Raw genomic sequence first — 20255 nt, 5'->3', positions numbered from 1 at the left:
TTACTCATGCTAATTTCTCCCGTTCTTAATTTCGTATATTTAGTATAACGAGATTTTTTTGTGAAATGAACAAAAAACCCCGAATAGGGTCACTTTTTAAAGTGTCCACTATTCGGGGTTCAGTTCATAAACTATATTTATGGGTCTTTTTATGTTTGGAAAGAGATTTTTTCTGCATGAAATCTTCATATTTTGCCGATATACTAGTAAGAAACTCTAAAATGGTGGTTACAGATGAGAAAATTATCACTAAAGCTAGGCATCATCTTTTTCATTACATTATTTTGTATTGAAACATTTATGATGTTTTTTTTACACGCCTCATTGACTAATTCTAGAGTGGAGGAAGAATTAGCAAGTTTGCAAGCGAGAGGAAACTCACATCGCACAATATTAGAACAGAACTTTAATAAGGAAACATTAGCACATGTCGTCTTGATGGAATCGGAAGAATCTACAGATGTAGTAGTGACAGATGCTGAGGGGACCATTTTAGCCTCCTCGCAATTGCATCCTGAAATGAAGAATCTGATAAAGAAATTAGATGGAACTACACCATATGAGGGAAAGATTCTACAAGATAACTGGCAACAGGCAAAAGCTATAGCTACTATTAGTCCAATGCAAAAAGAGCAGACAACGATTGGTTATGTCTTTATGTTTCAAAATACAGACTCGATCCATGCATTAATGAAACGCTTGAATAAACATTTCCTTATAGTGGGCATTGTTTCTGGCTTAGTCACCATTGCTGTCATCATTGTGTTATCTAGAAAGCTTGCTGAACCATTAATTCAGATGAAAGAGGCCACGTTGAAAATGAGTAAAGGGGACTTTACGGTCGCTCTTTCTACAAATGGCAAAGATGAGCTTGGGGATTTATCGAATGCCATTCAGCTACTATCAAATGAGTTAAATCATTTAAGGCAGGAGCGCAAAGAGTTTCTATCTAGCATTGCCCATGAGCTTCGTACACCGATAACCTTTATTAAAGGTTATACCGATATTCTTTATAAACGTGATTTATCCGTGCAAGATCGACAAAAATACTTAGCTATTATATTGGAAGAGACGAATAGACTTTCACGATTAATAAAGGATTTATTTGATTTAGCTAAGATGGATGAAAACTCATTTGTTATTGAAAAACAAAATCTAGATTTACAGGCTTTTTTTACTGGTATTAAGGGGAAATTAAGTCCTGCTTTTCAAGAAAAAGATATCCACTTTGATGTGTGCTGTGAAAAGAGATTAACGTTATGGGCAGATGAGGCAAGATTAGAGCAAATAATAATTAATCTATTAAATAACGCATTGACCTATTGCGGACAGGGGGATACTACCACGGTAGATGTAAAGAAGGTCAATGGTGTATTAACGATTTTAATACGAGATACAGGGAGAGGGATTCCCAACAAGGATTTACCGTTTATTTTTGAGCGCTTTTACCGCGTAGAAAAATCTAGAAGTCGTGCGTTAGGTGGTACCGGATTAGGACTTGCCATTGTCAAGGAACTCGTACAGGCTCATGGGGGAGAAGTGACGGTTAAAAGTGAACTAAATAAAGGGACTGTTTTTGAATTATCGTTTAAAGGAGTAGAAGCGGATGAAAACCATTTTATGCATAGACGATGAACCAAGAATGTTAGATTTATTGACTCTTTACTTAGAGCCCGGTTTTCAATGTAGAGCAATGTCTTCCATTCAAGATGCGCTCATTTATCTAGAGGAAGAGCATGTGGATTTAGTTCTTTTGGATATTATGATGCCAGAAATGGATGGGTTTCAAGTGTGTGAAGAAATCAGGAAGTTTTGGCATGTACCTATCATCATGCTTACGGCTAAAGGAGAGCATTCGGATATTGTAAAAGGTTTAAACATTGGGGCAGATGATTATATAGTAAAGCCTTTTGATGAGGAAGAGCTATTAGCACGTATACATGCTGTATTAAGGAGAACCAAGATAGAAGACAAGGTGGTTGTCTTTGAGGGTTTACGCTTAGATAAAGAATCCTTTGAATTATATTATCAACAAGAGGCAATCCCATTAACACCAAAAGAATTTTCCATGATGTCCTTATTTCTAGATTATCAAAATAAAGTGTTTTCAAGAGAACATCTTATTAACACAGTTTGGGGTTATCATGTATCCATTGAGGATCGCACTATCGATTCCCATGTCCGTAATTTACGAGAAAAATTAAGGAAAAGTGGATTTCCTGCTGATGATTACTTGCAAACCGTTTGGGGAATCGGCTATAAATGGCAGAAGTTTGCGGATCGAAAGCCTTTAGAACATAAAAACTAGAAAACAACCTCTGCCAAATATATTGGAAGAGGTTGTTCGGATTATTGCGCTGTTAACTCATCTTCTGTTACCCATTTATGATTTTTCACTGCTTCACCATTCGTGGTTGAAGTGTAATCAACCATATAAACTGTGGTTGGTACGGCTTCTTTAATGCGGACGGTTGCTTTTTTCATGCCTTCCATATGAGTAGCAGTCGTTTTTACCTCTGTATCAGGGGACAGTGGTGCTTCCCCTACATCCATTAATTCCTCATGGATAATCCATTTATGATTCTCTACACGTTTGCCACCTGATGTTGGATCATAAGAAATGATATAGGCTGTAGTTTTATAGGCACCAACAATCGTCGCTTCAGCACCCTTCATCCCCTCCATATGCCCATCTGTAATCATAGCGGTACTTCCAACCGGAAATGCTGGATCTTCAGCTTTTCTTAATGTAGCCGGTACTTCTGCTGAGCTAGAATGGTTCATTGAGGAGTGATCCATTTCTGTTTGTTGCTCAGTCTCAGGAGTATTATCTGAAGTTGAGGAAGGCTCCGTTTTATCTTCAGAACAAGCGGATAAAGTAAGTAAAGCAACTGCTGATAATAGTCCACCTGACCATCTTTGCTTGAATGTCATATGAGATCCTCCTTTCTATTTGCCCTTACTGTAACAAACAAATATGCAGAAATGATGGACATTAATTATTACAAAAAACTTCTTTAGTCTATTGACTAAAGAAGTGGATGGAAGCGCTATTGAATGGGCATGATTTTCAATGTTTTTTGTAGTCGGTACGCTAAAATACCAGCGAAAATAGCTAAAACAATATCTTTTGGGAGTGGGGGAATCATCCAGAGCCACGCTAATTTATAGGAAAAATCCTCTGGCGCACTGGCCCATAGTTTATACGCAATAAACATCCAGTTTGTACCTACTAAATAATTGATAGCAGTTGCGATGAATGCGGCTAGCATATAGCTTTTCTTTGTACCACTTCGCTCTACCATTAAACCGGTAACATATGCTGCTAAAATAAAGGTGATAATGAATCCAAAAGTAGGGCTTAATAGTTGACTGAACCCTCCACCAAAGCGAGCAAAGACAGGTGCTCCTGCTAATCCAATACACATATAGACTGTGCAGGCAAGCGCTCCCTTCCTACTACCCAAAATAAGTCCGGCTAAAATGGCAAAAAAGGTTTGTAGAGTAATCGGCACTCCTCCCACTGTCATAAAGGGCACAAAGGAAGTTATATTGGCACCGATCATCATGAGGGTAGAAAATATTCCAATATAGGCAATATATATACCGTATTTAATTTTGGATGACTTTGTTCTGATACTGTTGACATGACTTCACCTCTAATTTCAAAGTATTTATCGTTAGTGTAAAAAACTAAAACAAATGTGTCAACTTAATTATAAGTGTAGGTTAACTTAAGTGTGTTGGAAATTCCTTGTAGACTAACTATCTATAAAAATGTATGATAGAATCGTCATAATTTTTTAACTTTACATACTATTGGTGTGACATTTTAAACAATGTCACTTAAAAGGGAAGTCGGTGGAAGTCCGACGCTGTCCCGCAACTGTAACGAGGAGTCCTATCATGTTTATTTGCCACTGTTAAAAATGGGAAGGCTATTTATAGGATGATGAATCGAAGTCAGGAGACCTGCCAATAAGTAATACCTGTAATGCCCACGAGGATGCAAGCAATTACGGACAATAGCTGGATTTTCTGACTTTGTTTATTCGAGGGTATTTTTGTGCGTATTTTTGCATGAAATGCCCTTTTTTTATTGAGTGCCAACTGAAGTAAGATCATCTGACCTACATTATGCGAAAGTATATTTAATTGCTTCATTCATCATCTTAGTAGGAGTTTAATGAATGAATAAAAAATTTATGTTATTTTCTTTAGTGCTTCTTTTAGTATTAATTGTATCCATGACACTTGCTGTAATGGTTGGATCTGTTTCGGTGACGCCATTATATGTATGGAAAGTAATTCTTTCGAAAATACCCTTTATACAACAAACGATAGAGCAAGATTGGAGTCGCTCACAGGAAATTATTATTTGGCAAATAAGAGTACCCCGCGTCATCCTTGCCGCAATTGTAGGAGCGGGTTTAGCCATTGCAGGGGCAGCGATTCAGGCACTTGTACGAAATTCCATTGCAGATCCATATATTTTAGGAATTTCTTCAGGAGCAGCAGTTGGAGCAACTTCAGTAATTATTTTAGGTGCTTTTTCATTTTTAGGTATCTACGCACTTTCTGTATCAGCCTTTATAGGGTCTTTGCTCGCAATTGGTTTAGTGTTTTTCTTATCGCGCGTAGGTGGCCGTGTCTCGATTTTTCGCTTGCTATTGGCAGGGATGGCAGTTTCCTTTATATTAACTGCCATTTCTAATTTTATATTAATGATGTCAAAGCAAGAGGGAGCTTTAAAGGCTGTTATGTTTTGGATGTTAGGCAGCTTAGCGGGAGCAAAATGGAATAATATTATTATTCCGGCCTCCATCTTTTTCATTGTGTTCGGGCTTTTATGGCTATTCTATCGAAATTTAAATTTGCTATTACTTGGGGAAGAGGCTGCGGTAACATTAGGAGTGAATCTTCAACAATTTCGCATACAGCTCATTTTACTTGTCTCACTTTTAACGGGGGTACTTGTAGCAGTGAGCGGTTCTATCGGATTTGTGGGATTAATCATTCCGCATATAGTACGATTAATTGTTGGTTCTAACTATAAATATGTAATACCGGTCAGTGCTTTATTAGGAGGGATTTTCTTAGTTTGGGCAGATGCATTAGCTCGAATTATTATTGCTCCACAGGAAATGCCAATCGGTATTATTACAGCCTTTTGTGGGGGACCGTTTTTCATTTGGTTACTCCGTCGTAATAATTATTCTTTCGGTGAAGGAGATTAACTTCCATGACATTAGAAGCAAAACAAGTATCATTCTCCATTTACGATCAGCGAATACTTCACGAGGTAAGTGTAAAAATAAAGGAAAAGCAATTTGTCGGGTTAATTGGCCCCAATGGTAGTGGGAAGTCGACATTGCTTAAAAATATGTATCGTCTCCTAAAGCCAGAAAGTGGGACAGTCTTGTTAAATGAACAAGATATTTTAAAGCAATCTAGTAAAGCCATTGCTAAAAATTTAGCCGTTGTTAGTCAAGAAACACCCGTATTATTTGACTTTACTGTTCATGATTTAGTCAGTATGGGAAGGACTCCACATAAAAAGCTATTAGAGCTTGATCAGGAGCAAGATTTTCAAATTGTAAAAGATGCTTTGAAGCAAACGGGCATATTGCACCTAGCGAAACGAAGCTTTAGCTCACTTTCCGGTGGGGAGAAGAAGCGTGTTATGGTGGCAAGAGCACTCGCTCAGCAAGCACAGGTCCTTATATTAGATGAACCAACAAATCATTTAGATATTCAACATCAACTTCAACTGATGGACTTAATTCAAACTTTGCATCTAACAGTAGTAGCCGCTCTCCATGACTTGAATATCGCTGCTATGTACTGTGACCAAATTTATGTTTTACAGCGCGGACGCATTGTTTGCCATGGTACACCAGAAGAAGTACTTACACCATCATTGTTGCGAGAAGTATTTGGAGTATTTGCTGATATTCAAACACATTCACTGACGGGTAAGCCGTATCTTACATATGTCCCTGAACAATTCGCAAGAGGGGGCAACCCTATTTAGTTTGCCACGATCATTCAACACCATCTAATAAAAAAGGGCGCTCCTTCATATAAGAGGGCGCCCTTTGTCATCTACTATTAAGATACCGCTTTTAAACCTGCAACTCCAATGATAATCGCAATGATGCTGATGATTCGTGCAAGGTTTTTAGATTCCCCAAAGAACATAATATTGACCAGCACGGCACCTACAGTTCCAATACCAACCCAAACAACATAGGCGATGCTTAGTTGTAAATAGTTGAAGGAAGCATATAAAAGTGCAAAGGATAAACCAAAGCCTCCGACGTATAATAATAAATTTCGTACGGTTTTATGTTGACTATAAAAGCGTAAACCAATGACACCGACTATTTCCGCCACTGCTGCTAATATAACGAATACCCAGCCCATTATGCATCCACTCCTTTTGTCGTACTAGTATCCTTCGATGGATTATCCGCCAATTTTAGGCCAATAACGCCCAATACTAAAATAACCATGAATATCCCTTTAATTGCATTAAAATCACCATTGAAAATAAAAATATCCATTAAAGTAGTACCAATTGCACCTGCTCCAGCGAAAATTGCGTAGACAGTACCCGTAGGGAGTTTTTCACAAGCCTTCGATAAGAAGTGAAAATCAACAGCGATAATAGATACAATAATGATCCAATGCCACCATGTATTTGCTACGTTAAAACCGAATATCCAAAACAATTCAAATAAACTTGTTAGTCCAACATACATCCATTCTTTTTGCATAAATAAATTCCTTCCGTAGTAGAATTTTATGACTGACATTCAGTCATTTTTGAGATAAAAGAGAACGCCACTTATGCGTGGCGTAGGCCAAGTGCGTGATATAAAAAGTCTAGAAGCTCAAGCTTAAGCTGCTGCATGGTTTCATCCTTGCTATCGTCAAACAAATAAATTTGTTCGGCAGCAGATTCGATTAGACCAATGATAAGCTTGGCTGATCGCGATGGATTAATGGAATCTCGGATGATTCCTTGTCGCTGAGCCGTTAATAAAAAATTACTCATCCAAGCATAGTAGGGTGAATAGATGTTTTCCCACTCTTTCAAATGCTCAGTTTGTGCAATACCCGCATAAATAAGTGCGACGATATCTCCATATTCTTTCGTAATTAAGAAAATCATCTCCACCACTTCTTCAAGCTGCTGTTCAAAGGGTTTATGATCTGAAACACCATCTTCGACAGTAGCCATAATGCGCTCTACCATATTTTTGGCAATAGCGGGCATAACCGAAAGACGCGATGGGAAATAAAGATAAAATGTTCCTTGTGCAATTCCAGCTGCCTTTACGATATCTGAAACCTTTGTTTTTTCAATACCTTTTTCTCGAAATACTTCAATGGCTGCTTGAATAATTTTTTCTTCCTTTGACATGATATCCCTCACTTTTGCCTTACTTATTAGTATGTTACAGGAGAGAAAAATGAATGTCAACGAAAAATGACTGATAGTCAGTCATTTTTCGGTAAGTATAGTTGTTTTAATTTCAGGGAACTTTATGTTTGAAAGGATTGATGACAATGGAAAACATTAAATTTGCACAATTAGATTCACAGCAACTTGCGAAAATTAATGAACTGGAGAAAAAAATGGGTGTCACATTAGTTGCCTATGATTCATCATCTATGCCACCAAATAGCTCTGGGGCTTATGAGGAAAATAATAGCACAACCAATAATCATCCATCATAATAAATGTGAAATGCCTTGCAGTCATGTAAGGTATTTTCATTTTAAGTAGCGTTTAAGGAGTGAATGAACATGAAAGAGTTTTATGCTGATTTACATATTCATATTGGCCGCACAGCTAAAGGACGTGCTGTGAAAATTACTGGTAGTAAAACGTTGACATTAGCGCGCATATTAGAGACTGCTAGTGCAAGAAAAGGACTGGACATCATTGGTATTATTGATTGTCATTCGCCTGAGGTTATAGAGGAAATGAAAGAGATGATTGACCAAGGTGAACTCGTGGAACTGGCAGAGGGTGGACTGCGTTTTCAAGAAACGACACTGATACCAGGTTCAGAAATAGAAATCTATGATCAATATTGCCATGGTCCCATTCATGTGCTTGCTTACTTTCCTACATTATTGCTCATGGAGCAATTTTCAAATTGGATGTCTCAGCATATGAAAAATATTCATTTAAGCTCACAACGAATTTACTGTGATGGAAGAACATTGCAACAAAAAGTTCATGAGTTGGGAGGGCTATTTATTCCTGCTCATGTATTTACTCCCTTTAAAAGTTTATATGGCAAAGGTGTTCATCACAGTCTAACAGAAGTTTTTGATCCCCAGCTAATAGATGCAATTGAATTAGGGTTAAGCTCAGATACAAATATGGTACGCCATATTAAAGAGCTTCAAGCATATCCATTCGTGAGTAATTCTGACGCGCATTCTCTTGGGAAACTCGCACGAGAGTATCAAAAATTACGATTAGCAGACGCAAACTTTGTAGAATTACAAATGGCTCTTCGTGAACAACAGGGACGAGCAATCATCGCCAATTATGGCTTGAATCCATTACTTGGTAAATATCATCAAACAGTTTGTGGTAAGTGCGGAGAACAACTTAGTAACGAAGCTATAATTTGCTCGAACTGTGGAAGTCCACAAATCATAAAGGGTGTTGCTTCACGTATACAGGAATTATCAGAGGATTTTACACACGAAAAAAATAGACCACTGTATATCCATCAAGTACCGCTCGATTTTATTCCTGGTATTGGCCCAAAAATGATGGAACGATTACTGCAAGCATTTGGAACAGAGATGAATATTTTACATCGAGTAACCATTGAACAACTTGAACAAATTGTGCCACAAAAAATGGCCAAATTAATAGATGCTGCGAGAACAGGTCATTTAAATATTGAAGTTGGTGGTGGTGGAATTTATGGGAAGGTCCACATTGAATAGCAAAAATGATTTAAAAAGATTATTGGTTTTTTAACCTATTTTTAACTCCCTTCTAGTAAAATAGTTAAAACAATTACTATTTTTAGGTAGGGGAGAGAAAGTATGAAATTTTCAAAGAAATTCCGTTTTTTAGCCACAAGCATGCTTGCATTACAGTTAACAATACCTGTCGCTGCGATTGCTGAAGAAACAGGAGATTACATAGCACCAAGTTGGACTACTCAGGCAGATTATATAGCTCTAGGTGATTCAATTGCACATGGAATGAATGAGGTCGGTGCAATTGGATTAGGCTACACAGATTTTGTTGCACAAGCTTTACAAAAAGAGGGCTTCATTACTTCTTATAATAAAGGTTTTGCAATGTCAGGCTATACAACAAAAAATGTGTTGGCAGATATACAAAATGATGTTGCCAAAACAGTGACTGGTTTTGGCTATCCTATGGAACAGGTTAAATTAAAAGCATCTATTAAAAAGGCAGAGATTATCACGTTAACTGTAGGCGCTAATGACTTACTGCCAATATTAAAAGAATCACAGACAGCCGGAATTGATACACTCGCCATCATAAAGGCTACAAAAGAGGCTGTAACCAATATTGCAGCAATTTTAACTGAAATAAAAAAATTAAATCCACAAGCAGAAATTTATGTGATGGGCTATTACAATTCATTCCCATATTATAGTGAGAGCTTACAAAATCAATTTAAAATACTATTGGCTACAATGAATACAACTATTAAAACGACAGTTGAAAAGGCTGGAGCGTTTTTTGTACCTACATCTGATGTTGTGGCAAAGGATGTTCCAAGCTATCTTCCAAATCCAGAAAATATTCATTTAAGTGAAGCAGGTTATTTTGCAGTAGCAAATGAGGCATTTTTACCAATCATAAAAACTAGTACCTTATGGGATGTAACGAAAGCTATTCAAGTCCATGTAAAAGATCGTAAAACGGTGGATGTAAATTGGCAAGAAGCGACGGATAATGTTGGTGTGGAGAAATACAAAGTATATGTAAATGGCAAATTAACTTCAACAGTACCTGCTGATACAACCGAGACGACGCTTACAGATTTGACTGAGCATACAGCCTACACAATTACAGTAAAAGCAATTGATGCTGCTGGTAATGAAAGTGTTCAAAATCCAACAGCGACTTTCACTACAGGAGAAACAATTCGTTTTACAGATACAGCGAATCATTGGGCAAAAGATTATATTCAACAAGCAGCAGAAGCAGGGATGATGAATGGCTATCCAGATGGCACATTTAAACCTAATCAAAATGTGACACGCGCACAAGTAGCCTCTATATTAGTGAGAAGTTTGGGAATAACAACGCAGGAAAAAGCGCCATTTACAGATATCGTTAATTATGATGCGAAAACACAGTCGGAAATTGCGGCAGCGTATGCACATGGCATTATTAAGGGAGCCGATGGGAAGTTTAACCCTGCAAAACCTGTAACACGCGCTGAATTAGCATTGATGATTGAGCGTGCCTACGAGCAACAATTTAAACAGCCTTATATTGTCCAAGGAAGCTCACCATTTACAGATATTGCATCTTATAATGCAGAGACAAAACATGCCATTACGATGTTGTTTGAGCTAGGAATTGTGTCGGGAGATGGACAGAAGTATTCACCGGCAGCTTCAACTACAAGAGGGCAAACAGCTAAAATGATGGTGAATCTGAATCAATTATTCACTAAATAAAAAATTGAAGGTAGAGGTGAAACAACATCTCTACCTTTTGACGTTTTCGCTATAGTAAATGAAAGTTTTGTATCATTTTTCTTTGTGATACCACTATTTCAGAAACATTTTCATTTCATTAAATGCCAAGTCACGATGACCAGCCTGACAGTGTTGTTCACCACCGGTTTCCTTGGTAAAGATTTTCGTAGTGATTGAAGCAGCATTACACAGTTCACGCTGGATTTGTGGTAGACGGCTAATTGGAACATATTGATCATCCTCTCCAGCAAGAAGTAATACATCCTGATTAATAAACTGACCGATTCCAGCCATCGTATGTTTCTCAAAATTTTTAATTAATGTAAACGGCGTTTCCTCACCTGTATTCTCCATGCCTTTCATTACCTTCCACTTTAAGTCGATGTTTGTGGCCATCATATTTTCAATAATTGCATTGACATCATCTGATTTATTAGTAGCTAAAAGAGCAGTCAGTCTACTCCAGATATCTTCGGGCATTCTAATCTTTAATGCATCAAGACCGCTGTAGAAAATATTAAATGCTATCACTTTGTCAATCCGTTTTTCAAATGCTGCCGCACGCATCGCTAGGTAGCCTCCCCAGGAAGCACCCATAATACTGACCCGATCTAATTGAAAATAGTCAATGATTGCAGCGACCGGTTTTTCCCAATTATGAATGAATTTTAAACCATTCTTTAATGCTGACCCCTGCCCAGGACCGTCAAAAACGATAATATTATAATCAATTCCTCTAATGAAGCTCATCATCTTCACCATTTCTTCCATATAGGAATCATAGCCACCGAATACCAGTAACGTTTTATTGGCACTAGGTTTAATTAATTTAATTACGGGTAGTACGGAGTTCTCATAGGGAACTTGATAGGGTTCATAGTCAAAATCATTAAAACCTTTATAGAAAGTCTCCCGATATTTTTGATACATTCTATTTTTGTTTGGATCTGATGGAGCTAGATAAAATTCAGCAGCTTGATAGTAGACTGATGCAAGATCATAATGGTACTGTTCTTCTCGCTTTATCGCATACTCTAGCCAAGCTTCATACCAGCTTTCTAAATCAGTTAATCTTGGAATAATACCTTTTAAATCATGGTTAGCCCTTTCATCATTCTGATAATAGTCATTTAAGAAACGATTGATTTGCAAGTTAAATTGTTCATTGTTAACATAATTTTTAAACATTGTATCCCTCCTCTTATTAATTACAAAACCCATGATAAAGTGCTCCATAAGGTCTAACAATAAGCAAATGAGTTGAAAAAGTAGGAAATCGTACATTGTATAAAGAATGGTTCGAAAAGCTTCTTTTTAAGGGGGATTGATTGTATGGCAGAGGACGTTCGAGTATACAAGACAAAAAAAAGTATTACAGAAGCATTCATTATTTTGTTGAATGAAAAAGATTTCAATCAAATTACGATAAAAGATATTTGTAGCCGTTCGTTAATTAGCAAATCCACCTTTTATAGTCACTTTGTAGATAAGTATGATTTGCTAGAAAAAATGGTGAACAAGTATATCACTTTTTTCAAAAATGAAATATCATTCCGCTTTGTTTCTGCTGACCAGGGACATGTTGCTCAAGTAATTGAAATGATCATGGACCAAACTGCTGCAAATAAGAGAGAGATTGCAACACTATTAAATGTACATGTTCCTTTTGCAAATTTGCGTGTTGAATTAGAGGGGATTTTATACCAAGCTTGTTTATCTTATTTGAACGAAAAACTAAGCGATCCTAATGTCTCTATTGACTACCTGGCTCAACTGTATACTGCAAATGCTATGGTGCACATCAACTGGACTTTAAAAAGCGAAAAGGATAAAAATGCGATTGAACTTGTCCATAAATTACAACAGTATATTTTTGAACAGGTTCAAAAATAAATAGGTTGAACGCCCTCTAATGATAGTTATTGGGTGTTAGTAGATGACTGAAAGAAATAAGATTCGTCTAGAAGAAATTATAGTAGGTAAATACGTGGGTTAGAGGATAATATATGAATATACGTAGTGTTTTTAATTTGTACATATATTGAATTTACTGAATTAAAGAGAGGAAAATGAGGATGTTTTCATTTATTTTATCTGCCAAAAGATTAGTTAAAGGATTGTGGCGGTCATTTAAACGACCACAGTTCCTATCATTATTTACGACACTATTCCTCATCATTCTATCGGGTACTTTGTTTTACAAGGGGACAGAGGGTTGGTATTGGCTAGATGCTATGTATTTTGCTGTAGTCAGCTTGATTCCAACAGGCGTAGAAACGGGGCTATACCCAACAACCTCGTTCTCCAAGATTTTTACAATGATCTATCTAATTGTAGGTACGGGTGTAATGTTTATTATGTTGCTCACGCTTGGCCGCTCTATTGTAGACTTTTCCTTAAATGAAGAGGAAGAGGTTGCGGTTAAGAAACATTTGAAAAAGTAGAATAGCCGTACAATGAATCTGATGAAAGATTCATTGTACGGCTATATTTTATGAAAGCTTTGCTATAATGCCTTCTTCATCGTCTAAAACAAGTTCAATACCTGTTGAAAAAGGATCACCATGGAGAACATCTTTTATCCAAACACGCAAGGCACCAATCATGGCTCCTGTATTGAGTATTTCGATTTGACCATTTACTTCAACCTCCGCACCGAAGCCTGTGTCATCATCGTATGTCAATTCGACGATAACATCCTCGGGGCGAATGCTCTTATAATACGCTTGAGATAAACAAATAGCGTTAATAATATCTTGCTCGTTAATTATTTGTGCCATTGGGCTTCCTCTTTGCGTTTTTTATCTTTAAACATATTCATAATTTTTACGACTAGCATCACAATAACGGCAATTGCAGCTACGTTAATGAGTAAACCTAAAATATTTCCTAGTAAACCCATACCGCTAAATAAGCTACCGAATAATAAACCTGCAAGTCCCCCAAGCATTAATCCTTTCATAAGGCCACCTGAGAAGAAACCACCTTTTTTGGTTGTATCAGCTTTATTTGTTGAGTTTGTGTTGTTTTTATTTGTTGTGGCATTTTTTTGATCTTTAGAAGTGTCCTGAGACTTCTGGATATTTGAGCTATTGTTATTGTTTGAGAAGCCTTTTTTACCTGATTTATAGGATTTAGCCTCTGCTGTTGGTGTATCAGAGATGAATAATGTTGCACCAACTGTGGAAAATATTAGTGTCGCTGCAAATAGAGCGGCAAGAATTTTTTTCATTACTTACATTCCTCCAATATAATTTTTGGTTTGGTCATAAACTAGTTCTTATATAGTAATATTACATGAACTTTATTAAAAAATAAAACCAATACCTTCTAGAAATGAGCAATATCAAAAAATTTGAACAAATAGTGACAGATGAAGTATTTGTGGAAATTATACAATAGAAAGGGGTGAAACGATGCTAGTCACATTAATAACCTTCATCTCCATATTTTTATTGCTGTATCTGACAGAAAAAAGGCGTTTCCTCAACGCGGTAGCTCTTGGTTTAATAGGGGTATATATAATCAGAGCGTTCATTATGCAGTATCCTTTATTGCTGCCAAATGATCAGGGAATCATTTCAGAAATGGGGATTTTTATTATGCTAGGAAGCTTTCCTAGTATCATGTTTATTTTATCTATAGCCATGTTTTTCAATAGTAAGGTTTTGTTAGAGAAGGAAGGACGTAAAGTACGGAATTTAATGTTAGCTATTATGGGGCTTAGTTTTGTTATTATGATGATATGGTATGTATTCGTCATCTTTATTCAGATTGAAAATGTGCTTTGGCATATTCTTTTCTTCTATGCGTTTTTAATTTTTGGTTATACAATGTTTTTATACACAAGTGTCCTTGCATACGCTGTATTGTATCATTTCACACCTATACGCTATGAACCAAATTATATAATAACCCTAGGATCAGGATTAATTGGCGATAGAGTTCCACCACTTTTAGCAAGCCGCTTAAATGAAGCGGTAAAGCAATACAAGAAGTACGGGGAAAGACCATTTATCATTGTCTCAGGTGGTCAGGGGACTGATGAAAAAGTATCAGAGGCCAATGCTATGAAAATATATTTATTAGATGTCCATGATATTCCTGTTAATAAAATTCTAATGGAAGATCAGTCGACCAATACAGAAGAAAATATGATTTTTACGAAAAATATAATGGATCAACATGCTCAAGGAGAAAAATATCGTTCCATATTTGTGACAAATAATTTTCACGTATTTCGCGCAAGTCTCTATGCCAAAAAAGCAAAACTAGATGCAGAAGGGGTTGGCTCGAAAACAGCCTTTTACTATGTTCCTAATGCATTTACAAGAGAATTTATAGGCTTGTTAGAAATGAATAAATGGGCCCATATTACAGTTTTTTTAATCATTACGTTATTTATAGGCTTACTGTTGCGAGCATATGTGTAACCAAAATTCAACTGTCTTCCATATAATAGTGGCAAGGCAGTTTTTTACATAATGTGCAAGGGAGGAAAACAATGTACGAGCAAATTTTAGCTAAGCGCAATAAGGAACGCATTCATTCCCTACAAGAAATCATACAAACGAAAAATACATGGTTTGCTCAACATATAAAATTACTAACATTCACTGAAGTTAACTTAACAGCCTTGCAAAAAATACTGTATCAAATAGTGCGAGGGTTATTAAAAGATCAGCAACAGCGACATTTGCAAATTGTCCATTCAGATCAAATTCAATCTGTGCAGGACAATGTATTAACGCTGTTAGCAGAGTATGATGATGTGTTGCGTGATGCTATTCCACAACCAATCTATATACTCATTTGGCAAATTTCATCCCTCGAAAGATTAACAAGCAGAATAGAAGTGGTAGATGATGTACTTGATGTAGTTGAATGGTATTTCTGCCATCAGGATAATCAAGTCAAGATTTTAGATGAAGAAGACTTAGATCATGAGGTAATGATTGATCTATATAAAGAGGCGGTTGAGGATCAGGACACGGATGCACAATATCAGCTAGGGGAGTATTACAATGCTAAGGAAGGGAATTGTTTTCAACCTGAAAAATCACTAAAATGGTTCGAATTAGCCGCAGCCCAAGGAAATGCAGATGCGCAATACGTGCTAGGGAATTTTTATTTTGAGGGAGTCGGTGTTGAGGAGAATTATACTCAGGCTTTTTCTTTATATGAAAAGGCTGCTTTACAGGGGCATGCCGATGCTGCCAATAATTTAGCGGATATGTACTTTAATGGAGAGGGTGTGCCGCAGGATTTTACTCTAGCAAGAAAATGGTTTGATTTTGCAGCTAGTAAGAATGTGGCGGAGGCTATGTTTACGCTAGGAATTATGTATGAGCAAGGATTAGGAGTCAAAAAAGATACGAATGCAGCTTTTAATGCGTATAAAAAGTCTGCCGAAACAGGATATGTGGACGCACAGTATCGTCTAGGCGGTATATATATAGAGGGGCGTCTTGATCAAGCAAAAGATATAAATCGAGGTTTATTTTGGTATGAAAGAGCAGCAGAGCAATTTCATATCGATGCTTTTTATGATCTAGGATTTATTTGGAGTAAAGGCTTAACAGGCATTCGAAATATTGAAAAGGGCATTCATTGGTTTAAACAGGCTGCTCTGCAAGGCGATGCAGATGCGAAGCTACAGCTTGGTCATATATATAATAAAGGTGTGGGAGTGGCCAGAAATCTGAAGGAGGCTATTAAGTGGTATGGACTTGCAGCAGATGCTGGCATAGAAGAAGCCGCAAAATTAGTAGAGGAACTTAAGGAATTGTAAATTTTATATTAAAATTTAATGGTTCATTAAGATTATTTATATGGTCTAAGTTAATAATCCTTTTGTATTGTATGAGGGTTTATTTATGAGTATTTATAATTATTTAGAATAAGGGTATAAAATATTAATATAGTGAAATTTAATGATAATCAATTGAAAAATAGAAAAAAGATAAAAAAAATAAGCATAATCAAACAAACAAATGAAACAAAAGGCTACCAATAATATTGTGGTAGCTTTTTTTTGGTGAAATTCAGACAATGTAGTAGTAAGGACTTTATATATATGTTATGTAAAATTATGGTATAAATAAAATTGACAGTAATTTTTAAAATGTTTAAGGTAAATGAGTAATTTTGAAATGAAATCATACATAAATAAATCGACTGTAGTCAATGTATAGAGAAAATCTGTTAGTTGAGTGCAATTCACCTTTTATTCATGATAGAACAATGTGTGGCTGCTTTTGGAGGAAGCAGTGTGACAAATGAAATAGTTGAAGCAAATGGGAACATAGTAATATGGTCAGCCTATTAATCGGTATTTTTTGTTGTATCAATCAATATGCTAAAAGGTATTTATTGTTTCTCAGCCTGATAAAGTAAACGGAACGAAAGAGGGAAGATAAGTGATTTTTCAAAAACAGAGTAAGACGAAGGCGTTGGATTTACAGCAATATACGGTGAAAATGGAGCTGTCTAATCGCCAATTAATGGTGAAGCAAATTGAAATGCTAAATGTAACGAAGCAAGACTTACAATATTTAAAAGCATTCCAGCCGTATGTTATGGACAATGTTGATCACATCGTAAACCGTTTTTACAATATGATCGGTACCGAACAACATTTGGTAAATATTATTAGTCATCATAGTTCTGTAGAAAAGCTTAAAATAACGTTACGGCAGCACATTATTGAAATGTTTAACGGAACGATTGATGAGGAATTTTACCAAAGGCGTGTGAAAATTGCAAAGGTGCACGTACATATTGGGCTTAGAACACAATGGTATATTTGCGCGTTCCAAGATTTATCTCTCTCATTTATAGACTTGGTTGAACAGCATATCGATCATCCGCGAGATCAGTTTAATACAATAAGGGCCATTTCTAAAATTTGTAATTTCGAGCAGCAACTTGTTTTAGAGGCATATGAAAATACAGTTGAACAGCATAAAGAAAACATGGAACTAGAAAAAGAAGCAATTGAACGACAAATTGTACACTCCTCTGAATTGCTTGCGACCATTTCACAGGAAACCAATAATTCATTTTGCAGACTAAGCGAGCAGTCTGGGGAAATTGAACAATTGGCAAAGAGATCGCTAGAAGTGTCTACGCTGGCTGAAAACCAAGCACTGGATGGACGTGAATGTTTAAAGAAACAATCACTAAATATGCATAATATTATTCAATCTCTTCATGATATAGAAGAAAATATTGAACAATTATCTGATATGTCGAAGGAAATGGAAACGATTATGAGTGTCGTTACCAATATTGCCAATCAGACCAATTTGTTGGCCTTAAATGCTGCTATTGAAGCAGCCCGTGCCGGAGAAGCAGGGAAGGGATTTAGTGTAGTAGCTGATGAAGTACGTAAATTATCCATTCAAACAAAGGAATCTGTCACCGCTGTTGCATTATTGTTGCAAAAAACGAGTGAACGCACCGGGAAATTAGAGCAATCTCTCATTCATATCCAAGATGAGGTGGCATCTGGTGAGGATAATATGTTACACACGGAAGGACAATTTACAAATATAGTAGGGGCAATGACAGAAGCAAAAGATCAAAATGATTGCATGGCGACGAAAATACAAGCAATCGCAGGTATATTAAGTGGGTTGGGTAGTTCTTTTACTGAAGTAACGAACTCAGCAGAAAAATTAGCTAGCTTTGCCCAAAATTTAAAAAGCTAGATCACTAGTAGCTATATTAAACACTATAGTACTCATTATAATGTGTGTTTAGAAGCATATTCTTGGAGCTAGAGTTATCTCACAGTTGAGATAGCTCTATTTTTGCTAAATTTGTAAAGGGTTTAACGTAATTTTCAATGAAAATAAGTTTATACTGTAGACAGAACTAAAAATAGGGGCGGTTTACTATGAAAACAGTTGTTGTATTAGGTGGCGGTATTACTGGTTTATGCACAATGCATTATCTGCAACGCCAAGTGAAGGAAAAAAATTTAGATGTTCAGCTAGTGCTCGTAGAAAAAAATACATATTTAGGTGGCAAACTATATTCGGCCTATGAACAAGGTTTTATTATGGAAACTGGTGCTGATTCAATCGTAGCTCGCCATAAAGGTGTAATGGAGCTAGTGCAGGAGCTAGACTTTGAAGATCATCTCGTTTACAACGAAACAGGTATATCCTATATTTATACAAATAACGAGCTGCACGCCATTCCAGCGGATTCTACTTTCGGTATACCTATGAGTGTGGCATCACTTGAGGAAAGCACACTTATCTCTGACCAGGCCAAACAAGAAGCTTTAAAAGATTTAACTTTACCCAATGCAGGTTTTACAAAAGAAAGCTCAATAGGGGAATTTTTAACTTATTATCTTGGCGAAGAGCTTGTGGAAAATCAAATTGCACCTGTTTTAGCAGGTGTCTATTCTGGTGATTTACACCAACTTTCTATTGCCTCCACTTTACCGTATTTAATTGACTATAAAAATGACTATGGAAGTATCATAAAAGGTTTTGATGCGAATCGTGAGCAATTTGTTAAAGCTGCTAATAAAAAATTTATTTCATTTCAAAATGGATTATCCTCTTTAATTGAGCGATTAGAACAGACATTAACAGAGGTAGACATCATTAAAGGGGTAGCCACAAATCATGTCCAAAAAACGGGGAACAAGTATTCGATTTCATTAGCGAATGGTCAATACATTGAGGCAGATTATGTTGTTCTAGCGCTACCGAATGAAGCGGTTCAAAGTATATTACAGGACGACTCCTTAACACATTATTTTGATCAGTTTACTACAGCATCAGCCATTACTATTTATCTAGGCTTTGATGTGCCTGATGCAAACTTACCTGCGGATGGAACAGGCTATATTGTATCGCATAATTCTGATGTCACTTGTAATGCAGCAACTTGGACGAGTCGCAAGTGGAAGCATACATCGAAAAACAATCAACTACTTGTTCGCCTATTCTATAAGAGTATTAATCCGGCGTATGAGCAGTTACGTAAAATGACTGACGACGAATTGGCAGCCGTCGCTTTAGAAGATGTTCGGAAAAGCCTAGGAATTGATGAAAAGCCAACCGTTGTGAATGTCACAAAGTGGATTGATCAAATGCCTAAATATGACTTAGCTCACCGGGAAGCGCTACAAGGCTTACTACTAGAGCTGAATGAAAACTATCCGAATTTATCGATAGCGGGTTGCTCTTATTTTGGAGTAGGTATTGGTGCTTGCATTCAAAATGGGAAAAAAATTGGTGAAGAGCTTGCAGAAGAACTATCCAATTTCTAAGTTTTTAAGCAAATAATTTCTTTGTTATGTGAAATAGTCTTGACTCATTCGTCTGTAAACGATATGATTCTTTTAATTATTTAAAAAATTCATACTTAATAATTCTTATCAAGAGAAGCAGAGGGACTGGCCCATTGAAGCTTCAGCAACCAACTTTTTGTCAGGTGCTAAATCCAGAAGACCGTTGAGTCGAAGATGAGAAGGAACAATAATGATGAGTCGTTAAAGCCTT

Annotated in this window: 20 protein-coding genes, 2 pseudogenes and 2 riboswitches; of the genes and pseudogenes, 14 read left to right on the top strand and 8 right to left on the bottom strand. The window is 36.5% G+C overall.

Annotated elements, in window-relative coordinates:
- The first annotated feature begins 234 nt into the window (after positions 1 to 234).
- Together C9J29_RS22895 and C9J29_RS22890 are read left to right on the top strand one after the other, a co-directional pair.
- Entirely contained in the window at positions 235 to 1635 is a 1401-nt protein-coding gene (locus tag C9J29_RS22895) for a sensor histidine kinase (RefSeq protein WP_107922857.1), read from the top strand.
- A complete protein-coding gene (locus tag C9J29_RS22890; RefSeq protein WP_107922856.1) occupies positions 1607 to 2308 on the top strand; it encodes a response regulator transcription factor in 702 nt (233 codons plus the stop codon). Before C9J29_RS22895 ends, C9J29_RS22890 begins: the two co-directional genes overlap by 29 nt.
- 41 nt (positions 2309 to 2349) lie before the next feature.
- Here the strand turns inward: C9J29_RS22890 and C9J29_RS22885 are convergent, their stop codons facing one another.
- The gene (locus tag C9J29_RS22885; protein WP_089987270.1) at positions 2350 to 2934 is read right to left on the bottom strand and encodes a YdhK family protein; all 585 of its coding nucleotides are present in this window, start codon (positions 2932 to 2934) and stop codon (positions 2350 to 2352) included.
- 116 nt (positions 2935 to 3050) lie between these two features.
- Positions 3051 to 3569: a biotin transporter BioY gene (locus tag C9J29_RS22880; protein ID WP_107922855.1), complete on the bottom strand. Its 519-nt coding sequence runs from the start codon at positions 3567 to 3569 to the stop codon at positions 3051 to 3053.
- 234 nt (positions 3570 to 3803) lie between these two features.
- Positions 3804 to 3994: riboswitch (cobalamin riboswitch) on the top strand.
- Positions 3995 to 4190: 196 nt separating this feature from the next.
- Here C9J29_RS22880 and C9J29_RS22875 point away from each other — a divergent pair.
- Together C9J29_RS22875 and C9J29_RS22870 are read left to right on the top strand one after the other, a co-directional pair.
- Complete coding sequence (locus tag C9J29_RS22875) at positions 4191 to 5237, top strand: FecCD family ABC transporter permease (protein WP_107922854.1); 1047 nt, start codon at positions 4191 to 4193, stop codon at positions 5235 to 5237.
- A gap of 5 nt (positions 5238 to 5242) precedes the next feature.
- Positions 5243 to 6034: an ABC transporter ATP-binding protein gene (locus C9J29_RS22870; RefSeq protein ID WP_008176926.1), complete on the top strand. Its 792-nt coding sequence runs from the start codon at positions 5243 to 5245 to the stop codon at positions 6032 to 6034.
- A gap of 77 nt (positions 6035 to 6111) precedes the next feature.
- On the opposite strand, the gene C9J29_RS22865 is transcribed toward C9J29_RS22870, so the two are convergent.
- The 3 genes from C9J29_RS22865 to C9J29_RS22855 form a co-directional block, all read right to left on the bottom strand.
- Positions 6112 to 6426 carry a DMT family transporter gene (locus C9J29_RS22865; RefSeq protein WP_008176924.1) on the bottom strand — a complete coding sequence of 105 codons (315 nt, stop codon included), beginning with the start codon at positions 6424 to 6426 and terminating at the stop codon, positions 6112 to 6114.
- Positions 6426 to 6779 (bottom strand): DMT family transporter, encoded by a 354-nt coding sequence (locus C9J29_RS22860; protein ID WP_008176915.1) that lies wholly within the window; start codon positions 6777 to 6779, stop codon positions 6426 to 6428. The genes C9J29_RS22865 and C9J29_RS22860 overlap by 1 nt, the downstream gene beginning before the upstream one ends.
- 71 nt (positions 6780 to 6850) lie before the next feature.
- Positions 6851 to 7432 carry a TetR/AcrR family transcriptional regulator gene (locus C9J29_RS22855; protein ID WP_174804751.1) on the bottom strand — a complete coding sequence of 194 codons (582 nt, stop codon included), beginning with the start codon at positions 7430 to 7432 and terminating at the stop codon, positions 6851 to 6853.
- Positions 7433 to 7575: 143 nt separating this feature from the next.
- Here C9J29_RS22855 and C9J29_RS22850 point away from each other — a divergent pair, with 143 nt between their 5' ends.
- From C9J29_RS22850 to C9J29_RS22840, 3 genes are all read left to right on the top strand, one after another.
- Positions 7576 to 7746 (top strand): hypothetical protein, encoded by a 171-nt coding sequence (locus C9J29_RS22850; protein ID WP_170844197.1) that lies wholly within the window; start codon positions 7576 to 7578, stop codon positions 7744 to 7746.
- A 69-nt stretch (positions 7747 to 7815) separates the two neighbouring features.
- Positions 7816 to 8982, top strand: a complete 1167-nt coding sequence (locus tag C9J29_RS22845; RefSeq protein WP_043990225.1) for an endonuclease Q family protein — start codon at positions 7816 to 7818, stop codon at positions 8980 to 8982.
- 102 nt (positions 8983 to 9084) lie between these two features.
- Positions 9085 to 10707 (top strand): S-layer homology domain-containing protein, encoded by a 1623-nt coding sequence (locus C9J29_RS22840; protein ID WP_107922852.1) that lies wholly within the window; start codon positions 9085 to 9087, stop codon positions 10705 to 10707.
- 93 nt (positions 10708 to 10800) lie between these two features.
- Here the strand turns inward: C9J29_RS22840 and C9J29_RS22835 are convergent, their stop codons facing one another.
- Positions 10801 to 11916: an alpha/beta fold hydrolase gene (locus C9J29_RS22835; protein WP_089987278.1), complete on the bottom strand. Its 1116-nt coding sequence runs from the start codon at positions 11914 to 11916 to the stop codon at positions 10801 to 10803.
- 144 nt (positions 11917 to 12060) lie between these two features.
- On the opposite strand from C9J29_RS22835, the gene C9J29_RS22830 reads away from it, so the two are divergent.
- Together C9J29_RS22830 and C9J29_RS22825 are read left to right on the top strand one after the other, a co-directional pair.
- Positions 12061 to 12621 carry a TetR/AcrR family transcriptional regulator gene (locus C9J29_RS22830; protein WP_089987279.1) on the top strand — a complete coding sequence of 187 codons (561 nt, stop codon included), beginning with the start codon at positions 12061 to 12063 and terminating at the stop codon, positions 12619 to 12621.
- Between the two features lie 182 nt (positions 12622 to 12803).
- Positions 12804 to 13172 carry an ion channel gene (locus tag C9J29_RS22825; protein ID WP_174804750.1) on the top strand — a complete coding sequence of 123 codons (369 nt, stop codon included), beginning with the start codon at positions 12804 to 12806 and terminating at the stop codon, positions 13170 to 13172.
- Between the two features lie 48 nt (positions 13173 to 13220).
- Here the strand turns inward: C9J29_RS22825 and C9J29_RS22820 are convergent, their stop codons facing one another.
- Together C9J29_RS22820 and C9J29_RS22815 are read right to left on the bottom strand one after the other, a co-directional pair.
- Positions 13221 to 13508, bottom strand: coding sequence for a DUF2653 family protein (locus tag C9J29_RS22820; RefSeq protein WP_008176904.1), 288 nt, complete (start codon positions 13506 to 13508; stop codon positions 13221 to 13223).
- On the bottom strand, positions 13496 to 13960 hold the full coding sequence (locus tag C9J29_RS22815; protein ID WP_008176901.1) for a hypothetical protein: 465 nt from the start codon (positions 13958 to 13960) through the stop codon (positions 13496 to 13498). Before C9J29_RS22815 ends, C9J29_RS22820 begins: the two co-directional genes overlap by 13 nt.
- A gap of 184 nt (positions 13961 to 14144) precedes the next feature.
- Here C9J29_RS22815 and C9J29_RS22810 point away from each other — a divergent pair, with 184 nt between their 5' ends.
- The 5 genes and pseudogenes from C9J29_RS22810 to C9J29_RS22795 all read left to right on the top strand — a co-directional run bounded on the left by C9J29_RS22810 (position 14145) and on the right by C9J29_RS22795 (position 20023).
- Positions 14145 to 15161 (top strand): YdcF family protein, encoded by a 1017-nt coding sequence (locus tag C9J29_RS22810; protein WP_107922851.1) that lies wholly within the window; start codon positions 14145 to 14147, stop codon positions 15159 to 15161.
- Between the two features lie 71 nt (positions 15162 to 15232).
- Positions 15233 to 16519, top strand: coding sequence for an SEL1-like repeat protein (locus tag C9J29_RS22805; protein ID WP_107922850.1), 1287 nt, complete (start codon positions 15233 to 15235; stop codon positions 16517 to 16519).
- A 688-nt stretch (positions 16520 to 17207) separates the two neighbouring features.
- A pseudogene (locus C9J29_RS25205) lies at positions 17208 to 17669 on the top strand (protoglobin domain-containing protein); the annotation flags it as partial.
- Between the two features lie 282 nt (positions 17670 to 17951).
- A pseudogene (locus C9J29_RS25200) lies at positions 17952 to 18440 on the top strand (methyl-accepting chemotaxis protein); the annotation flags it as partial.
- A 188-nt stretch (positions 18441 to 18628) separates the two neighbouring features.
- Positions 18629 to 20023 carry a protoporphyrinogen oxidase gene (locus C9J29_RS22795; RefSeq protein ID WP_107922849.1) on the top strand — a complete coding sequence of 465 codons (1395 nt, stop codon included), beginning with the start codon at positions 18629 to 18631 and terminating at the stop codon, positions 20021 to 20023.
- Between the two features lie 102 nt (positions 20024 to 20125).
- A riboswitch (SAM riboswitch) is annotated at positions 20126 to 20225 on the top strand.
- The last annotated feature ends 30 nt before the right edge of the window (positions 20226 to 20255 follow it).

The sequence above is a fragment of the Lysinibacillus fusiformis genome (assembly GCF_003049525.1).
Taxonomy (GTDB): Bacteria; Bacillota; Bacilli; order Bacillales_A; family Planococcaceae; genus Lysinibacillus; species Lysinibacillus fusiformis.
This window is presented reverse-complemented; position numbering and strand designations above follow the sequence as displayed.